Source organism: Burkholderia sp. SIMBA_051 (assembly GCF_046534915.1).
GTDB classification, from domain to species: domain Bacteria; phylum Pseudomonadota; class Gammaproteobacteria; order Burkholderiales; family Burkholderiaceae; genus Burkholderia; species Burkholderia ambifaria.
The window spans coordinates 1-14,947 of sequence record NZ_JAWRXS010000007.1 but is presented as its reverse complement, the minus strand read 5'-3'; the positions used below and the strand labels follow the sequence as shown (position 1 = coordinate 14,947).

16 protein-coding genes and 2 tRNA genes are annotated in these 14,947 nt (G+C 67.5%); 7 read left to right on the top strand and 11 right to left on the bottom strand.

Annotation, left to right across the window (positions count from 1 at the left end; all coding sequences use genetic code 11):
* The first annotated feature begins 3 nt into the window (after positions 1 to 3).
* Both minE and SB771_RS18205 read left to right on the top strand, forming a co-directional pair.
* The gene (minE, locus tag SB771_RS18210) at positions 4 to 258 is read left to right on the top strand and encodes a cell division topological specificity factor MinE (protein ID WP_006750836.1); all 255 of its coding nucleotides are present in this window, start codon (positions 4 to 6) and stop codon (positions 256 to 258) included.
* A 168-nt stretch (positions 259 to 426) separates the two neighbouring features.
* The gene (locus SB771_RS18205) at positions 427 to 828 is read left to right on the top strand and encodes a YXWGXW repeat-containing protein (RefSeq protein ID WP_175660979.1); all 402 of its coding nucleotides are present in this window, start codon (positions 427 to 429) and stop codon (positions 826 to 828) included.
* Between the two features lie 117 nt (positions 829 to 945).
* Here the strand turns inward: SB771_RS18205 and SB771_RS18200 are convergent, their stop codons facing one another.
* Entirely contained in the window at positions 946 to 2,523 is a 1,578-nt protein-coding gene (locus SB771_RS18200) for a chloride channel protein (protein ID WP_175660980.1), read from the bottom strand.
* A gap of 169 nt (positions 2,524 to 2,692) precedes the next feature.
* On the opposite strand from SB771_RS18200, the gene waaC reads away from it, so the two are divergent.
* Entirely contained in the window at positions 2,693 to 3,691 is a 999-nt protein-coding gene (gene waaC / locus SB771_RS18195) for a lipopolysaccharide heptosyltransferase I (protein WP_175660981.1), read from the top strand.
* A gap of 48 nt (positions 3,692 to 3,739) precedes the next feature.
* Here the strand turns inward: waaC and SB771_RS18190 are convergent, their stop codons facing one another.
* The 9 genes from SB771_RS18190 to rph all read right to left on the bottom strand — a co-directional run bounded on the left by SB771_RS18190 (position 3,740) and on the right by rph (position 10,134).
* On the bottom strand, positions 3,740 to 3,919 hold the full coding sequence (locus tag SB771_RS18190; protein ID WP_006750841.1) for a hypothetical protein: 180 nt from the start codon (positions 3,917 to 3,919) through the stop codon (positions 3,740 to 3,742).
* Between the two features lie 104 nt (positions 3,920 to 4,023).
* Positions 4,024 to 5,337: an MFS transporter gene (locus tag SB771_RS18185; RefSeq protein ID WP_175705036.1), complete on the bottom strand. Its 1,314-nt coding sequence runs from the start codon at positions 5,335 to 5,337 to the stop codon at positions 4,024 to 4,026.
* Positions 5,338 to 5,648: 311 nt separating this feature from the next.
* Positions 5,649 to 6,137, bottom strand: a complete 489-nt coding sequence (locus tag SB771_RS18180) for a TonB family protein (protein ID WP_041491108.1) — start codon at positions 6,135 to 6,137, stop codon at positions 5,649 to 5,651.
* A gap of 242 nt (positions 6,138 to 6,379) precedes the next feature.
* A complete protein-coding gene (locus tag SB771_RS18175; RefSeq protein ID WP_126227322.1) occupies positions 6,380 to 6,673 on the bottom strand; it encodes a hypothetical protein in 294 nt (97 codons plus the stop codon).
* Positions 6,674 to 6,830: 157 nt separating this feature from the next.
* A complete protein-coding gene (locus SB771_RS18170) occupies positions 6,831 to 7,232 on the bottom strand; it encodes a hypothetical protein (RefSeq protein ID WP_165751030.1) in 402 nt (133 codons plus the stop codon).
* 151 nt (positions 7,233 to 7,383) lie between these two features.
* Positions 7,384 to 7,471: transfer RNA gene (locus tag SB771_RS18165), tRNA-Ser, on the bottom strand.
* Between the two features lie 42 nt (positions 7,472 to 7,513).
* Positions 7,514 to 8,728, bottom strand: a complete 1,215-nt coding sequence (gene hemW, locus SB771_RS18160) for a radical SAM family heme chaperone HemW (protein WP_126227324.1) — start codon at positions 8,726 to 8,728, stop codon at positions 7,514 to 7,516.
* A gap of 34 nt (positions 8,729 to 8,762) precedes the next feature.
* Positions 8,763 to 9,401, bottom strand: a complete 639-nt coding sequence (rdgB, locus tag SB771_RS18155; protein ID WP_175660983.1) for an RdgB/HAM1 family non-canonical purine NTP pyrophosphatase — start codon at positions 9,399 to 9,401, stop codon at positions 8,763 to 8,765.
* The gene (gene rph, locus SB771_RS18150; RefSeq protein WP_006756186.1) at positions 9,394 to 10,134 is read right to left on the bottom strand and encodes a ribonuclease PH; all 741 of its coding nucleotides are present in this window, start codon (positions 10,132 to 10,134) and stop codon (positions 9,394 to 9,396) included. Before rph ends, rdgB begins: the two co-directional genes overlap by 8 nt.
* 174 nt (positions 10,135 to 10,308) lie before the next feature.
* Between rph and SB771_RS18145 the strand changes: the two genes are divergently transcribed.
* The 4 genes from SB771_RS18145 to SB771_RS18130 all read left to right on the top strand — a co-directional run bounded on the left by SB771_RS18145 (position 10,309) and on the right by SB771_RS18130 (position 14,689).
* Positions 10,309 to 11,232, top strand: a complete 924-nt coding sequence (locus SB771_RS18145) for a YicC/YloC family endoribonuclease (RefSeq protein ID WP_006750849.1) — start codon at positions 10,309 to 10,311, stop codon at positions 11,230 to 11,232.
* A gap of 81 nt (positions 11,233 to 11,313) precedes the next feature.
* Positions 11,314 to 11,997, top strand: coding sequence for a guanylate kinase (gmk, locus tag SB771_RS18140; protein WP_006750850.1), 684 nt, complete (start codon positions 11,314 to 11,316; stop codon positions 11,995 to 11,997).
* Between the two features lie 58 nt (positions 11,998 to 12,055).
* On the top strand, positions 12,056 to 12,259 hold the full coding sequence (gene rpoZ / locus SB771_RS18135) for a DNA-directed RNA polymerase subunit omega (RefSeq protein ID WP_006756189.1): 204 nt from the start codon (positions 12,056 to 12,058) through the stop codon (positions 12,257 to 12,259).
* Positions 12,260 to 12,322: 63 nt separating this feature from the next.
* Positions 12,323 to 14,689, top strand: coding sequence for a RelA/SpoT family protein (locus SB771_RS18130; protein WP_126227327.1), 2,367 nt, complete (start codon positions 12,323 to 12,325; stop codon positions 14,687 to 14,689).
* Positions 14,690 to 14,870: 181 nt separating this feature from the next.
* Here SB771_RS18130 and SB771_RS18125 read toward each other — a convergent pair.
* Positions 14,871 to 14,947, bottom strand: a tRNA-Arg gene (locus SB771_RS18125).

The window sequence follows — 14,947 nt, the reverse complement described above, 5'->3', positions numbered from 1 at the left end:
CCCATGTCCATCCTTTCGTTTCTCCTCGGTGAGAAGAAGAAGTCCGCATCGGTCGCGAAGGAGCGCCTGCAGCTCATCATCGCGCACGAGCGGGTCGGCGGCCGGCCGCCGGCCGATTACCTGCCGGCGCTGCAGAAGGAGCTGGTCGCGGTCATCTCGAAGTACGTCCGTATTTCGAACGATGACATCCGCGTGAGCCTCGAGCGCCAGGACGATCTCGAAGTCCTCGAAGTGAAGATCGAGATCCCGCAAGCCTGACGTTTGTCGGCCTCTCTCCGCACGGCGGCGCATGCCGCCGTGCGCGTCTTACGCCCTGTTGCACTTTCGGGCTCGCCGTAACACGGTGTCTGTCGGCCGTTGGTCGACCTCCCGCATTGAACGAATACGCTCGCGTCGCTCGCGTCATTTCTCAATCAGGAGGTTGTGATGGCTGTCTCTGTTGTTCAACGTCGTATCGTTTCGCTCGCGCTATTCGCCGCGGGCCTGTCAGCCGTCGCCGCGCCGCTCGCTGCACGCGCGGACGAGATTCTCGTCGGCGCGCCGGTGTTGGTGCAATCGGGCCGAATGGTCGTCGCCGAACCGGTGGCCGCGCCCGCCGAGGAAATCGTCGTCGTCGCGCCGAACGCGCCGCCGGCCGTGCGCTACGAAGTCGTGCCCGACGCGCGCGTCGGCTATGTGTGGGAGCGCGGCCACTGGCGCTGGGATCACGGTCGCTACGTGTGGATCGGCGGCCACTGGGAAGCCGAGCGTGTCGGCATGCACTGGGTGCCGGGCCACTGGAATCAGCGTGGTCCGAACTGGTTCTGGACCCGCGGCCACTGGGCTTGACGGAGCGCGTGCGATGAAACGAACCGCCATTGCCATCGCGCTCGTCGCGATCACGCTCGCCGGCTGTATCGTCGTGCCGGCCCGGCCTGTCTACTATCGGCCGGCGCCGGTGGTGATCTACTGAGTATCGCGCGGGCCCGGTTGCGCCGGGCCGTTCGCGCCGGATGCCGGCCGGCCGCCGTCATGCGGCGTCGCCGGCGTGTGCGCGGCGCCGGTGTCCGTGTCGGTGTCGGTGTCGATACCTGCCGCCGCGGTGTCTGGCTCGCGACCATCCCCTTCGCGCAGCGTGTCGAGCGGATCGGCGGGCGCTGCGGCCGCGTCCTGCGGCTCGGTGACGCCGGTTGTCGCCGCCGGCGCCGCTGCGCGCGCGGGTTCGACCGCGGCCGTGGCCGCGGGCGGCGCGAGATAGCGCTGCGCGAGCGTTTCGTAGAGCGGCGGCGCGAAGAAGCGCGCCATGCGGCTCGACACCAGCGCGGTCGCCATCAGCGAAATCACGAGCGCGTGGCCGTTGATCATCTCCATCACGATCACGAACGACGTGATCGGCGACTGCGTGACGGCCGCGAGGTAGCCGACCATCGCCAGCGCGATCAGCATCGGCAGGCTCATGTGGCTGAACACGATGTGCAGCACGTTGCCGAACCCGGCGCCGATCGACAGCGACGGCGCGAAGATCCCGCCCGGGATGCCCGGCAGGTACGACGCGACCATCGACACCATCTTCAGGAACGGATAGAACACCGACAGCTGTTCGTGGCCGTCGAGCAGGCCGCGTGCCTCGGCATAGCCGCTGCCGAACGTCGTCCCGCCCGACACGATGCCGACGACGGCGATCACGAAGCCGCACACCGCCGCGAACGTGATCGGGCGCTCGCGATACAGGCCGAGCAGGCGCGCGGGCAGCCAGCGCCCGGTATTGAGCAGCAGCCAGCTGAAGAGGCCGCCCGCGACGCCGGTCACGAGCGCGGTGACGAGCACGGCGACGGCGAGCATTTTCGGGAAATGCTGGCCGGCGTCGATCGTGCCGAAGTACGTGTAATTGCCGTTCAGGCCCAAGGCGACGACACCGGCGAGGATGATCGCGGTAATCAGCACGCCGCTGGCGCGCGCGGAGAAGCTGCGCGTCAGTTCCTCGATCGCGAACACGATCCCGGCGAGCGGCGTATTGAACGCGGCCGACAGGCCGGCCGCCGCGCCGGCGAGCACGAGTTGCCGCTCGATCTGCGCGTTCGAGCGCGGGTAGAAGCGCCGCAGGTTGAACATCAGCGCCGCGCCGACCTGCACGGTCGGGCCTTCGCGGCCGATCGTGAAGCCGCCGAGGATCCCCAGGAACGAGATCAGGACCTTGCCGAACAGGATCCGCAGCGTGAGCAGCCGCGCGCCGAACGCGCCCGGGCTCGCATGCAGCGTCGCGATGACCTGCGGGATCCCGCTGCCCTCGGCGCCGCGAAAGAAGCGGCGCGTCATCCACACGGATGCGGCGGCGATCGACGGCGTGAGCAGCAGCGGCAGCCATGCGGCGTGCTCGCGCAGCGTGCGGAACGTGTCGTAGCCCCAGTCGATCAGCCGCGCGTACAGCACGGCCGCGAGGCCCACGGCAATCGCGCCGAGCCAGAACACACCGTACTGCCGCCAGATCCGCAGCGAGCGGCGGGTGAGGGCGGGAAACAGGGGGGGAAGGGTGGGGCGTTGCATCGGCGGGGGCCGGGAGGCAAAGGACACATTATAAAAAGAACCGGATGCCGATCTCGACAAACCTTCACAAAAACGATGCATTTTGTTGCAAATGTAATGTCGGTGTAATGTTTGTACCCGCCAAGCGTCGTTAGCATGGCGCAATGGTCCGATATATCCCACAAAGAACGTGAAACGCATCCTCATCGTGAAAGTGACGTCGCTCGGCGACGTCGTCCAGACGCTGCCCGTCGTCGCGGACCTCCATCGCGCCTTCCCGGGCGTGACGGTCGACTGGGCCGTCGACGAATCCTGCGCGGAAGTCGTGCGCTGGCACCCGGGCGTGACCAATGTGCTTTGCGCGCCGCTGCGGCGGTTCAAGAAGATGCGCAACGGCGGCGACCTGAAGGCGATCTCCGCGTCGATCGGCGCGCTGCGAGCGCATCGCTACGATGCGGTCATCGATCTGCACGGCGTCTACAAGAGCGCGATCATCTCGGTACTCGCGCGCGCCGCGCGCCGCGTCGGCTACCAGACGCAGGATCTCGGCGAGACGGGCGCCCGTTTTGCGTATTCGCATCGCTTCGGCCCCCGGCCCGACTGCGACGCATGGCACGGCATGCGCGTGAGCGCCGGCGAGGCGCTGGGCTATGTGCCCGAAGGTATCGCCACGTACGGGATCGTCCCGCCGCAGGATGCGAGCCTGCCGCCCGCCGTGACCGACGGCACGCCGTTCATGCTGCTGTTTCACGCGACGTCCAATCCGGACAAGAAATGGCCGGCCGACCACTGGGCCGCGCTGGCCACCCGGATGATGGCGCGCGGCGTGCGCGTGCTGTTGCCGTGGGGGTCACCGGCCGAACATGGCGACGCGCAGGAGATTGCCGCGCGCGCGCCGGGCGCGATCGTGCTGCCGGCGATGTCGGTGCGCGAACTCGGCGCGGCCCTCGGCCGGGCCGCGCTCGTGGTGGGCGTCGACACCGGCTTCGTGCACATGGCGCACGCGCTGCAGCGGCCGACCGTGATGATCTTCGTCGCGACGTCTCGCCACCATTGCGGGATCGGCGGGGCACCGAATGCGCTGTCGATCGGCGAGCCCGGCGCGCCGCCGTCGGTTGCGCAGGCACTCGATGCGATCGACGCGGTCGCACCGGCCTATGCCGCACGGCCCGCGCAGCTGACGGCCTGAGCCTCGCGATTCGCGTGACCCGGCCGCGCGGAAGCGAAGCCGGCCGGTTCAGGCGAGCAGCGCTTCGAACGCGACCACCGCAGCGATCGCCGCCAGATTGGCGAGCAGCGCGTCGAGCAGCAGGCCGCGCCAGGTTTTCGGCCGGAAGCGCGCCGCGAGCAGCAGCGCGCCACCCAGCGCGAGCGCCAGGATCAGGATGAGGTCGGCGTTGTCGAGGCGGATGTTCATCGCGGCGGCTCCTTCGGGGAGGGTTCCCGTGGGCGCGCAACGGCGCCCCCGCGGTCGAGTATAGGCAGCGCCGCCCGCCGCACAACCCGCTGCGCCCCGAAGGCTCAGACGAGCGATGCGTCGCGGGTTTCGCGCATCAGCAGCACGCCGATCAGGCTGATTGCCGCCGCGACCGACACGTACCCGCCGACCCATGACAGGCCGCCGTGCGCAGCGAGCAGCTGCGCGATGTACGGCGCGATCGACGCGCCGAGGATCCCGCCGAGGTTGTACGCGACGCCCGCGCCCGTATAGCGGACGTTGGTCGGGAACAGCTCGGGGAGCAGCGCGCCCATCGGCGCGAACGTCACGCCCATCAGAAACAGCTCGAGCGTCAGGAACAGCGCGACGAGCGGCATCGAACCGCTGCCGAGCAGCGGCTCCATCGCGAAGCCGGACAGCAGCGCGGCGATCGCGCCGACGATCAGCACCGGCTTGCGCCCGAAGCGGTCCGACGCCCATGCCGACAGCGGCGTCGCGAGCCCCATGAACACCACCGCGAAGCACAGCAGGCCGAGGAAGCTCTGGCGCGGAATATGCAGCGTCGCCACGCCGTACGACAGCGAGAACACCGTCGAGATATAGAACAGCGTGTAGCAGACCACCATCGCGAGCGCGCCGAGCAGCGTCGGCCGCCAGTGTTGCGAGACGAGCGTCGCGACCGGCACGCGCACGCGCTCGTTGCGATCGAGCGCGGCCTGGAACGCCGGCGTCTCGGTGATCTTCAGCCGCACGTAGAGGCCCACCGCGACGAGCACCGCGCTGACGAGAAACGGGATGCGCCAGCCCCAGCTGCGGAATTGTTCATCGGACAGCGACAGCGCGAGCGCGAAGAACAGCCCGTTCGACATCAGGAAGCCGACCGACGGCCCCAACTGCGGGAACATCCCGAACCAGCCGCGCTTGCCTTGCGGCGCGTGCTCGGTCGCGAGCAGCGCCGCGCCGCCCCATTCGCCGCCGAGGCCGATCCCCTGGCCGAAGCGCAGCACGCACAGCAGCACCGGCGCGAGCGCGCCGATCGTGTCGTAGCCGGGCACGAAGCCGATCGCGGTGGTGGACACACCCATGACGAGCAGCGACGCGACGAGCGTCGATTTGCGGCCGATGCGATCGCCGAAGTGGCCGAACAGGAACGAGCCGATCGGCCGTGCGATGAGCGCGATGCCGAACGTGACGAACGCAGACAACGCCTGCGCGGTCGCGGAGCCATGCGGAAAGAACACCGGGCCGATGACGAGCGCCGCGGCGGTCGCGTACACGTAGAAGTCGTAGAACTCGATCGCGGTGCCGATGAAGCTCGCGAACACGATGCGCCGGTGGCTGACGGCGGCGCCGGCCGAACCGGTTGCGTGTGCAACGGCCGGGGGAGATGCGGACATGGATGTCTCCGATTTGTCGTTGGGGCGATCGGCTGGGCGTGCGCTCGGGCAGGCGGGCGCCTGCCGGGCGAGCCGCCGAGCGGATGATGCGGTAGCGGTGTCGACGCGCGCGCCGTGGCGCGGACGTCGCCCGCCGGTCGACGATGGAGACGGATAGGTCGCCGCCGCCCGGTGCCGGCATGGTCGGCTCGCATGCCGGGTGCGGCGTACGAACGCGCGCGCGGGAGGATGGCCGCGCGATTGCGGAAAATTATAGCCAGCGCCGCGACATAGCGGCAATCAAGGAGCGGCAATCACGGCGGGGCTCAGCCTCAGTCGAGCGTTTGCGCCTGCGCCGATGCGGTGCTCTGCAACTGGAAGCGGCCGTCGTCGTTGAACAGCCAGCCTTCCATCATCTCGATCCGGCCGTTGCCGTCCAGCAGTTTCGACGGCGGCACCGGCAGCGGCGCCGAGCGGCGCAGCGACGCGAGCGCGAGCGCTTCCGCTTCACTGTCGCCGTTGCTGCGATAGACGGATGCGTTGACGAGGCGGCCGCCGCGATCGACGGTGAACGAGACGACGACGAGCGAGCGCAGCATCGCCTGCGGCCCGCGCGACACGGCGGACGGATTGTGCTCGGCGACGCACCGCGCGACTTCCACGCGGTACTGCGCGAGATTCCCGCTGCGTGTAATCGACGGGATGGTCACGACCGAGTGCACCGACGGCGGCGGCGTGATCGTGCAGGCGGCAAGCATCATGGCGGCGACCAGCGCGACAACGCGCGGCCGGTCGACGCGAGGGCGGGGAAGAGAGCACATGGGAGGTGCCGGCATGGGGAAGCGCCGGAGGGTGACGATAAAAAAATGATAGACGCCCGTGCACGACCTGATATCGGGAGAAACGCATAAGGCGCGCGCCGCGACGTAGCGATTCGCGGATGACGGCGCGCGGCGGCCCGCCGCATGCCGCGATGTGACGTGACATGTGACGCTGCGGGCGCGCGGTGCGCGTGCCCGCGAGTCGCGCGCGCCGGCAGCGATGAATGCGGCGGGGGCCCGGCTCAGTAGCCGTGCGTCACGAGCGACAGAACGGACAGGTCCGGATGCGTGCCGTCGATGATGCTCTTGCCGATGTGCACGGCTTCCCGAACCGCTTCGTCGACGCTCGCGTAGCTTTCCTCGCCGTCCGCGTGGAACGGCACCGCGTGATCGGGCAGCGCGGGATTCGCGCCAGGATGGCAGACATAGCCGGTGTAGGTGTAACGCGAGTCGCTGCCGGGGGCGAGGCCCGGCACGACGTGGATCTCGAAGCCTTCGTAATCGACGTGATCCGTCGCTGTCGACAGTTCGGTCATGGCGGTCTCCGTGTGCCGCTCGCACGGGTGGCGCGGGCGGCCTCGAGTCGCGGCGGCGGTCGTGTCGCCGTGCTGATCGAATTCTAGGCGATGGCAGCGCGGCCCGTGAGGCTCCAGCGCATGGCCTGCGGCGACGTCGAGCGCGCCGGCTCGCGCGTTACCGCGCGCAGCGCGCGTCCTTGCGCTGCACGACGAGGATCACGGGATACTTCTGGCCATGTTCGAGTTCCACCGGCGCGACGACCGTCAGCGTCGTTGGGTCGGAATCGTCGTACACGCTGACCTGCTCGTTGCGGATATACGTCACGCCGGTGCAGTTCGACGCGCGCCCGTCATCTGACACCTTGCACTGGAGCTCGTTTTCCTTCAGGTAGTTGTACGGCGTCGGGCTCGCGAGATATTCGCGCAGGCCGCGCGGCGAGCCGCCGACGCCCTTCACGTATGCGATCGCGCACGACGGCGTTTGCGCGTCGGCGCCGGAGGCGGAATCGGCGGCCGCCGCGTGCGTGCCGACGGTGGCCAGCAGGGCGACGAGCGACGAGGCGATGAAGGGCTTCATGACGTGGGTTTCCCGTTTCGCGGATCGGAGCGCCGGATTGTAACGGCATCCGGCGGCATGCGTCGGCTGGCGGGGCGTGCGTCGCGTGCATCATGCGGCGCACAAACAAAAACCCCGTCATTCGAGGAATGGACGGGGTTTGGCGAACGCTTGGCGGAAGCGGTGAGATTCGAACTCACGGACAGTTTCCCGTCGCCGGTTTTCAAGACCGGTGCCTTAAACCGCTCGGCCACGCTTCCACACGAGGCGGCATTGTAACCGAAATGCCGCGTCGTTCCGCTTCAGTCGTCGCGCAGGAACAATTCCTGCAGGTCGTTGAGAAAACGCTGGCCGAGCGGCGTCGGCGCGATCTGCGCGAAATCGCGCGTGATCAGCCCGCGCCGCTCCGCTTCCTTGAGTGCCGGCTCGATCGTGCTGATCGGCAGGCCGGTGCGCTCGACGAAGCTGTGCACGGGAAAGCCCTCGACAAGCCGCAGCGTGTTCAGCATGAACTCGAACGGCAGGTCGCGCGGGCCGACTTCACGTTCTTCCTGCACCGGCGTGCCGGCCATCGCCTGTTCGATGAAGGTCGCCGGATGCTTGTAGCGCGCTTGCCGCAGGATCCGGTTCGGGAACGACAGCTTCGTGTGCGCGCCCGCGCCGATCCCGAGATAGTCGCCGAAGCGCCAGTAGTTCAGGTTGTGCTTGCACTGATGATTCGGCTTCGCGTACGCGGACACCTCGTAGCGTCCATAACCGGCCTCGGCCGTGCGTTCGTGAATCCATTCCTGCATGTCGGCGGACGCGTCGTCGTCGGGCACCGCGGGCGGAAACTTCGCGAACATCGTGTTCGGCTCGAGCGTCAGGTGATACAGCGACAGATGCGGCGGCGCGAACGACAGCGCGGTCTCGATGTCGGTCCGGCATTCGTCGAGCGTCTGGTTCGGCAGCGCGAACATCAGGTCGAGGTTGAAGTTGTCGAACGTCTTCGCGGCGATCTCGACGGCCGCGCGCGCCTGCGCGGTGTCGTGAATGCGGCCGAGCGCTTTTAGATGGCCTTCGTTGAAGCTCTGGATGCCGACCGACAGGCGGTTCACGCCGCTCGCGCGAAACTGCGCGAACTTCGCGGCCTCGAACGTGCCCGGGTTCGCCTCGAGCGTGATCTCGGCGTCCGCATCGAGCGGCAGCAACGCGCGCACGTCGGACAGCAGCCGGTCGAGCCCGCCCGCGGACAGCAGGCTCGGCGTGCCGCCGCCGATGAACACCGTATGCACCTGCCGGCCCCAGACGAGCGGCAGCGCCTGCTCGAGATCGGCACGCAGCGCGTCGAGATATTCGGCTTCCGGAAAGCGCTCGCCTTTCCACTCGTGCGAGTTGAAATCGCAGTACGGGCACTTGCGCACGCACCACGGAAAATGCACGTACAGCGCGAGCGGCGGCAGCGACGTGAGCCGCACCTGCCCGGGCGACGTGAACGTCGCGACGACGCGCGCGCCGGTTTCCGCCGCCTGGCTCATGCGGCCTCCGGCTGCGAATGCGTGACGAAGACGATCATGCGGGTTCCTCTGCGAGCCGCGCGAGCAGCGCCTTCAGCGCGAGCGCGCGATGGCTGTGCGTGTTCTTCACGGCCGGGTCGAGTTCGGCCGCCGTCGCGCCGAGCGACGGCAGGTAGAAATACGGGTCGTAGCCGAATCCGTGCTCGCCGCGCGGCGTGTCGACGATCTCGCCCGCCCAGCGACCTTCGGCGAACAGCGGTTCGGGATCGTCCGCGTGGCGCACCAGCGCAAGCACGCAGCAATAGTATGCGCGCCGGTCGTCGACGCCGCGCAACTGCTCGACAAGGTACGCATTGTTCGCCGCGTCGCCCGCGTCGCCCGCGTCGCGACCCGCGCGCTGCGCGTAGCGCGCCGAATAGACGCCCGGTGCGCCGCGCAGCGCGCGCACGCACAGACCGGAATCGTCGGCGATCGCCGGCAGGCCGGTGAGCCGCGACGCATGCCGCGCTTTCGTCAGCGCATTCTCGATGAACGTGCCGAACGGCTCGTCCGCCTCGGGCACGGCCAGCTCGCCCTGCGGCACGATCTCGATGCCGACCGTGGAGAACAGCGCGGTGAATTCGCACAGCTTGCCGGCGTTGTTCGACGCGAGCACGATGCGCGAGAACGGCGCGAGGGTGCGATCGTCAGACATGGCCGGCGCCCAGCACGTCCTTCTGCAACTGCACGAGCTGGCCGATCCCGCTTTGCGCGAGGTCGAGCAGCGCGTTCATCTCGGCGCGCGAGAACGGCACGCCTTCGGCGGTGCCCTGGACTTCGACGAAGCCGCCGGCGCCCGTCATCACGACGTTCATGTCGGTGTCGCAGCGCGAATCTTCCGCGTAGTCGAGGTCGAGCAACGGCACGCCTTCGTACACGCCGACCGAGATCGCGGCGACATGATCGGTGATCGGCGAGCGCGCGAGCTTGCCGGCCGCGATCAGCTTCGACACGGCGTCGTGCGCGGCGACGAACGCGCCGGTGATGCTCGCCGTGCGCGTGCCGCCGTCGGCCTGGATCACGTCGCAGTCGATGTGGATCGTGCGCGGGCCCAGCGCCTCGAGATCGAACACCGCGCGCAGCGCGCGGCCGATCAGGCGCTGAATTTCCTGCGTACGGCCCGTCTGCTTGCCGCGTGCGGCTTCACGGTCGCTGCGCGTGTGCGTCGCACGCGGCAGCATCCCGTATTCGGCCGTCAGCCAGCCCTGGCCGCGATCGCGCAGGAATTCGGGCACGCGTTCGGCGACGCTCGCGGTGCAGATCACCTTGGTGTCGCCGAATTCGACCAGGACCGAGCCTTCGGCGTGTTTCGTGTAGTGGCGCGTGAGGGCGACCTTGCGCAGTTCGTCGGCGCGACGGCCGCTCGGGCGGGACAGGGAAGACGTCATGGGGGAATCGTGGACGGGAGAGGAAACCCCGATTTTAGCGCCGAACGGCAGCGTTGCCCGGCGGGGTAGGGTGCAAAAATGGGATAATGCGCGCTTCCCGCCCCGCGCCTTGCAATGCGCCGGGCGCCTCGACTTATTCCCGCCCGCAAGGGCACCCAGACGGCGAGACGAACCATGATCTACAGCATGACGGGCTATGCGAGCGCGACGCGCGAACTCGCGACGGCCACCGGCAACGGCGGCACCAGCGTGTCGGTCGAACTGCGCACCGTGAACTCGCGCTTCCTCGACCTGAATTTCCGCATGCCGGACGACGTGCGCGCGTGCGAATCCGCGCTGCGCGAAATGCTGATGAACAAGCTGTCGCGCGGCAAGGTCGACGTGCGCATCAACCTGCAGCGCGGCGAGCAGAGCATCGGCGCGGGCGCGCTGAACCAGTCGGCGCTCGGCCAGCTCGCCGAGCTCGAGCGCTCGGTGCTCGACGCGTTCCCGGGTGTCGGCCGCCTGCGCGCGGGCGAGATCCTGCGCTGGCCCGGCGTGCTCGCCGAGAGCGGCGTGTCGGCGGATGCGATCCGCGAGGCCGTGCTCGCGTGCGGCAAGGAAGCGATCGGCGAACTCGTCGTCGTGCGTTCGCGCGAAGGCGCGCAGCTGGCGACGATGCTGCTGGCGAACGTCACCGAAATGGAAGCGATCGTCGCGCGCATCACGCCGCTCGTGCCGGAGCTGATCGCGAAGCATCAGCAGAAGATCGTCGAGCGGCTGCAGGAAGCGCTCGGCCTCGCGGCGCCCGAAGGCAGCGCGGCGATCGTCACGCGCGAGGAAGCGGCGGAACGCATTCGTCAGGAAGTGACGATGTACGGCATCCGGATCGACATCGCGGAAGAGCTGTCGCGACTCACCGCGCACCTGAACGAAACGCGTCACGTGATCGAGAAGGGCGGCCGCGTCGGCAAGCGTCTCGACTTCATGATGCAGGAACTGAATCGCGAAGCGAACACGCTCGGCTCGAAGGCGGCGGCGAAGGAACTGGCCGACGCATCGATGGCGCTCAAGCTGTTGATCGAGCAGATGCGCGAGCAAGTGCAAAACCTGGAGTAAAGAGATGAAACAACCCTCACTACGTTTGCTGTCCCTCGACGGGGCGGCGAGTGTTATCGGGGCGGCACGGCGGAGGCTGACATGACCGAATTCACCCGCGACGGCCACGCGTCGCATGCGCTGCACGGCGGCGTCTATCCCGGCAACCTGTTCATGGTCATCGCACCGTCGGGCGCCGGCAAGTCGACGCTCGTGAACGCGCTGCTGTCGAAGGACAGCGACATCTGTCTGTCGATTTCGTACACGACCCGCAAGCCGCGCCCGGGCGAGCAGGACGGCCAGCACTACCACTTCACGACCGTCGAGGATTTCCGCGCGCGCCACGCCGCGCACGAATTCCTCGAGAGCGCGGAAGTGCACGGCAACTACTACGGCACGTCGCGCGTCTGGATCGAAGAGCAAATGATGAACGGGCACGACGTGCTGCTCGAGATCGACTGGCAGGGCGCGCAGCAGGTGAAGAAGCAGTTCCGCAACGCGGTCGGCATCTTCATTCTGCCGCCGTCGCTCGATGCGCTCGAGGAGCGTCTGAAGAAGCGCGGACAGGACGAGCCGAACGTGATCACGCGACGCCTGCTCGCCGCGGGCAGCGAGATGGCGCACGCATCCGAGGCGGAATACGTCGTGATCAACGAGAATTTCGATCGTGCGCTGGCCGAGCTCGAATGCATCGTCACGGCAACGCGCCTGCGCTTTGCTTCGCAGTACGCGCGACACACGGAGCTGTTCATCGAGCTCGGCATCCATCTGCCCCACGCGGAATGACGCGAGGGTAGAGGGACATAAGGTAGAATAAGGACTATATTCAGAAGGAATTACCAACATGGCTCGCATTACTGTCGAAGACTGCCTGAAGCAAATCCCCAACCGCTTCGAACTGGCGCTCGCCGCCACCTACCGCGCGCGGCAGCTCGCGCAAGGCCATACGCCGAAGATCGAGAGCCGCGACAAGCCGACCGTCGTCGCGCTGCGCGAAATCGCTTCCGGTCACGTCGGCGTCGAGATGTTGAAGAAGGTGCCGGTGTAACGCGCATCCGGCCCGTTCCAGCCATGTAATCCACGCGCGCAACGACTCGACCTGGAGGCGAATATGAGCACCACCCCATCGTCCGCCTCCGCGGATTCGACCACCGAAGCCACGGCCCGGTCGCCTGCGCGCCAGTACATCGACGCGGTCCTCGAACAGTCCTTCCGGCATCTGTTCGGGCCGACCGCCACGCCGGAGCAGCCGCGCAAGCACGGCGTCGTTTCGATCGCGAAACTGACCGCCGCGCTTGCCGAGTATCTCCCTCCGGAAGAAATCAAAGAGGTCAAGGCGGCGTTCCACTTCAGCGACGAAGCCCACCTCGGTCAATATCGCCAGAGCGGCGAACCCTACATCACCCATCCCGTCGCCGTCGCGGAAATCTGCGCCGGCTGGAAGCTCGACGCGCAAGCCGTGATGGCCGCGTTGCTGCACGACGTGATGGAAGACCAGGGCGTGACCAAGAGCGAGCTGGCCGAACGTTTCGGCCCGAAGGTCGCCGAACTGGTCGACGGCCTGTCGAAGCTCGACAAGATGGAGTTCCGCAGCCGCGAGGAAGCGCAGGCGGAAAACTTCCGCAAGATGCTGCTCGCGATGGCACGCGACGTGCGCGTCATCCTCGTCAAGCTCGCCGACCGTCTGCACAACATGCGCACGCTCGGCGCGGTGCCGATGGAAAAGCGCCGCCGCGTCGCCCGCGAGACGCTCGACATCTATGCGCCGATCGCGCACCGCCTCGGGTTGAACAACACGTATCGCGAGCTGCAGGACATGAGCTTCGCGAATTTCAACCCGCATCGCTACGCGACGCTCGAGAAGGCCGTGAAGGCCGCGCGCGGCAACCGCCGCGAAGTGATCAGCAAGATCCTCGAGTCCGCGCAGCGCGCGATGACCGACGCGAAGATCGACGCCGAGATCACCGGCCGCGAAAAGACGATCTACAGCATCTACCGCAAGATGCGCGACAAGCAGCTGTCGTTCTCGCAGGTGCTCGACGTGTACGGCTTTCGCGTCGTCGTCGATAGCCCGCTCGACTGCTACACGTGCATCGGCGCGCTGCACGCGCTGTACAAGCCCGTGCCCGGCAAGTTCAAGGACTACATCGCGATCCCGAAGATCAACGGCTATCAGTCGCTGCACACGACGCTCGTCGGCCCGTTCGGCGCGCCGATCGAGTTCCAGGTGCGCACGCGCAAGATGCACGAGATCGCCGAGGCCGGCGTCGCCGCGCACTGGCTGTACAAGAACGGCGGCGCCGATCTGAACGACGTGCAGAAGCGCGCGCACCAGTGGCTGAAGTCGCTGCTCGACATCCAGAGCGAAGCCGGCGATTCGAGCGAATTCCTCGAGCACGTGAAGATCGACCTGTTCCCGGATGCGGTCTACGTGTTCACGCCGAAGTCGAAGATCATGGCGCTGCCGCGCGGCGCGACGGCGCTCGATTTCGCGTATTCGATCCACAGCGATCTCGGCAACCAGTGCGTGGCCGTGAAGATCAACAACGAGCTGCTGCCGCTGCGCACCGAGCTGAAGAGCGGCGACATCGTCGAGGTGATCACCGCGCCGTATTCGAAGCCGAACCCCGCGTGGCTCGGTTTCGTGCGCACCGGCAAGGCGCGCTCGGCGATTCGTCACTATCTGAAGACGATGCGCCTGAACGAGTCGGTGCAGCTCGGCGAGCGGCTCGTCGATCAGAGCCTGAAGGGTTACGGGCTTGCGCTGGCCGACGTGGCGCCGGAAGTGTGGGAGAAGCTCGTGCAGTGGACGGGCAACAAGAGCCGCCAGGAAATCTTCGCGGACATCGGCCTCGGCCGCCGCGTCGCCGCGGTGATGGCCAAGCGCATCGAGGTGCTGACGAGCGGCCGCGATGCGGACGACGATCTGCCGAAGTCCGAGCGGCATCCCGCGCACAATGCGCCGCCGGTCGTCATTACCGGCACCGAAGGGATGTCCGTGCAGCTGTCGGCATGCTGCCGGCCGATTCCGGGCGATGCGATCATGGGCTATATCGGCATCGGCCTCGGGATGGCGATTCATACGACCGATTGCCGTGTCGCGCAGCGCATCCATCGCCGCGATCCGGGCCGCTGGATCGACGTCGAGTGGGCGCCGCAGCCGGGCCGGCTGTTCGACGTCGCGGTGAAGGCGCTCGTGAAGAACACGAAGGGCATCTTCGCGCGCGTGGCGGCGGACATCACGTCGGCCGACGCGAACATCGTCCACATCGCCATGGATGAGGATCTGACGCACGAATCGACGGTGCTGCGCTTCGTGATCCAGGTCAGCGATCGCGTGCACCTGGCGAACGTGATGCGGCGCGTGCGGACCAATCCGGATGTAATGCGGATCATGCGCGAGCGCTCGACCGACGACAGCGTGCATGCGCGTCACGACGGCGGCATGCGCATCGAGCGCGAACGACAGGATTACTGACGCGACGCATTGCCTGAGCGGGATACGACGGCGGCCACGGGCCGCCGTTTTCATTGGTCACACAGGCGAGGTGCGGTGGTGGCCCGGCTCAAGTGTCGAGAGGGAACGGCGATCGCCGGGAAGAAGCCGAGAAGGGAGGGGCAAAGAAAAAGGGCCTTCCCGGAGGAAGGCCCTTCTAAGATGGCGCGGCTGGCAGGATTCGAACCCACGACCCCTTGGTTCGTAGCCAAGTACTCTATCCAACTGAGCTACAGCCGC

Coding starts and splice junctions, on each gene's coding strand:
- minE (WP_006750836.1), top strand. CDS start 4: ATGTCCATCCTTTCGTTTCTCCTCGGTGAGAAGAAGAAGTCCGCATCG.
- SB771_RS18205 (WP_175660979.1), top strand. CDS start 427: ATGGCTGTCTCTGTTGTTCAACGTCGTATCGTTTCGCTCGCGCTATTC.
- SB771_RS18200 (WP_175660980.1), bottom strand. CDS start 2,523: ATGCAACGCCCCACCCTTCCCCCCCTGTTTCCCGCCCTCACCCGCCGC.
- SB771_RS18190 (WP_006750841.1), bottom strand. CDS start 3,919: ATGAACATCCGCCTCGACAACGCCGACCTCATCCTGATCCTGGCGCTC.
- SB771_RS18185 (WP_175705036.1), bottom strand. CDS start 5,337: ATGTCCGCATCTCCCCCGGCCGTTGCACACGCAACCGGTTCGGCCGGC.
- SB771_RS18180 (WP_041491108.1), bottom strand. CDS start 6,137: ATGTGCTCTCTTCCCCGCCCTCGCGTCGACCGGCCGCGCGTTGTCGCG.
- SB771_RS18175 (WP_126227322.1), bottom strand. CDS start 6,673: ATGACCGAACTGTCGACAGCGACGGATCACGTCGATTACGAAGGCTTC.
- SB771_RS18170 (WP_165751030.1), bottom strand. CDS start 7,232: ATGAAGCCCTTCATCGCCTCGTCGCTCGTCGCCCTGCTGGCCACCGTC.
- hemW (WP_126227324.1), bottom strand. CDS start 8,728: ATGAGCCAGGCGGCGGAAACCGGCGCGCGCGTCGTCGCGACGTTCACG.
- rdgB (WP_175660983.1), bottom strand. CDS start 9,401: ATGTCTGACGATCGCACCCTCGCGCCGTTCTCGCGCATCGTGCTCGCG.
- rph (WP_006756186.1), bottom strand. CDS start 10,134: ATGACGTCTTCCCTGTCCCGCCCGAGCGGCCGTCGCGCCGACGAACTG.
- SB771_RS18145 (WP_006750849.1), top strand. CDS start 10,309: ATGATCTACAGCATGACGGGCTATGCGAGCGCGACGCGCGAACTCGCG.
- gmk (WP_006750850.1), top strand. CDS start 11,314: ATGACCGAATTCACCCGCGACGGCCACGCGTCGCATGCGCTGCACGGC.
- rpoZ (WP_006756189.1), top strand. CDS start 12,056: ATGGCTCGCATTACTGTCGAAGACTGCCTGAAGCAAATCCCCAACCGC.
- SB771_RS18130 (WP_126227327.1), top strand. CDS start 12,323: ATGAGCACCACCCCATCGTCCGCCTCCGCGGATTCGACCACCGAAGCC.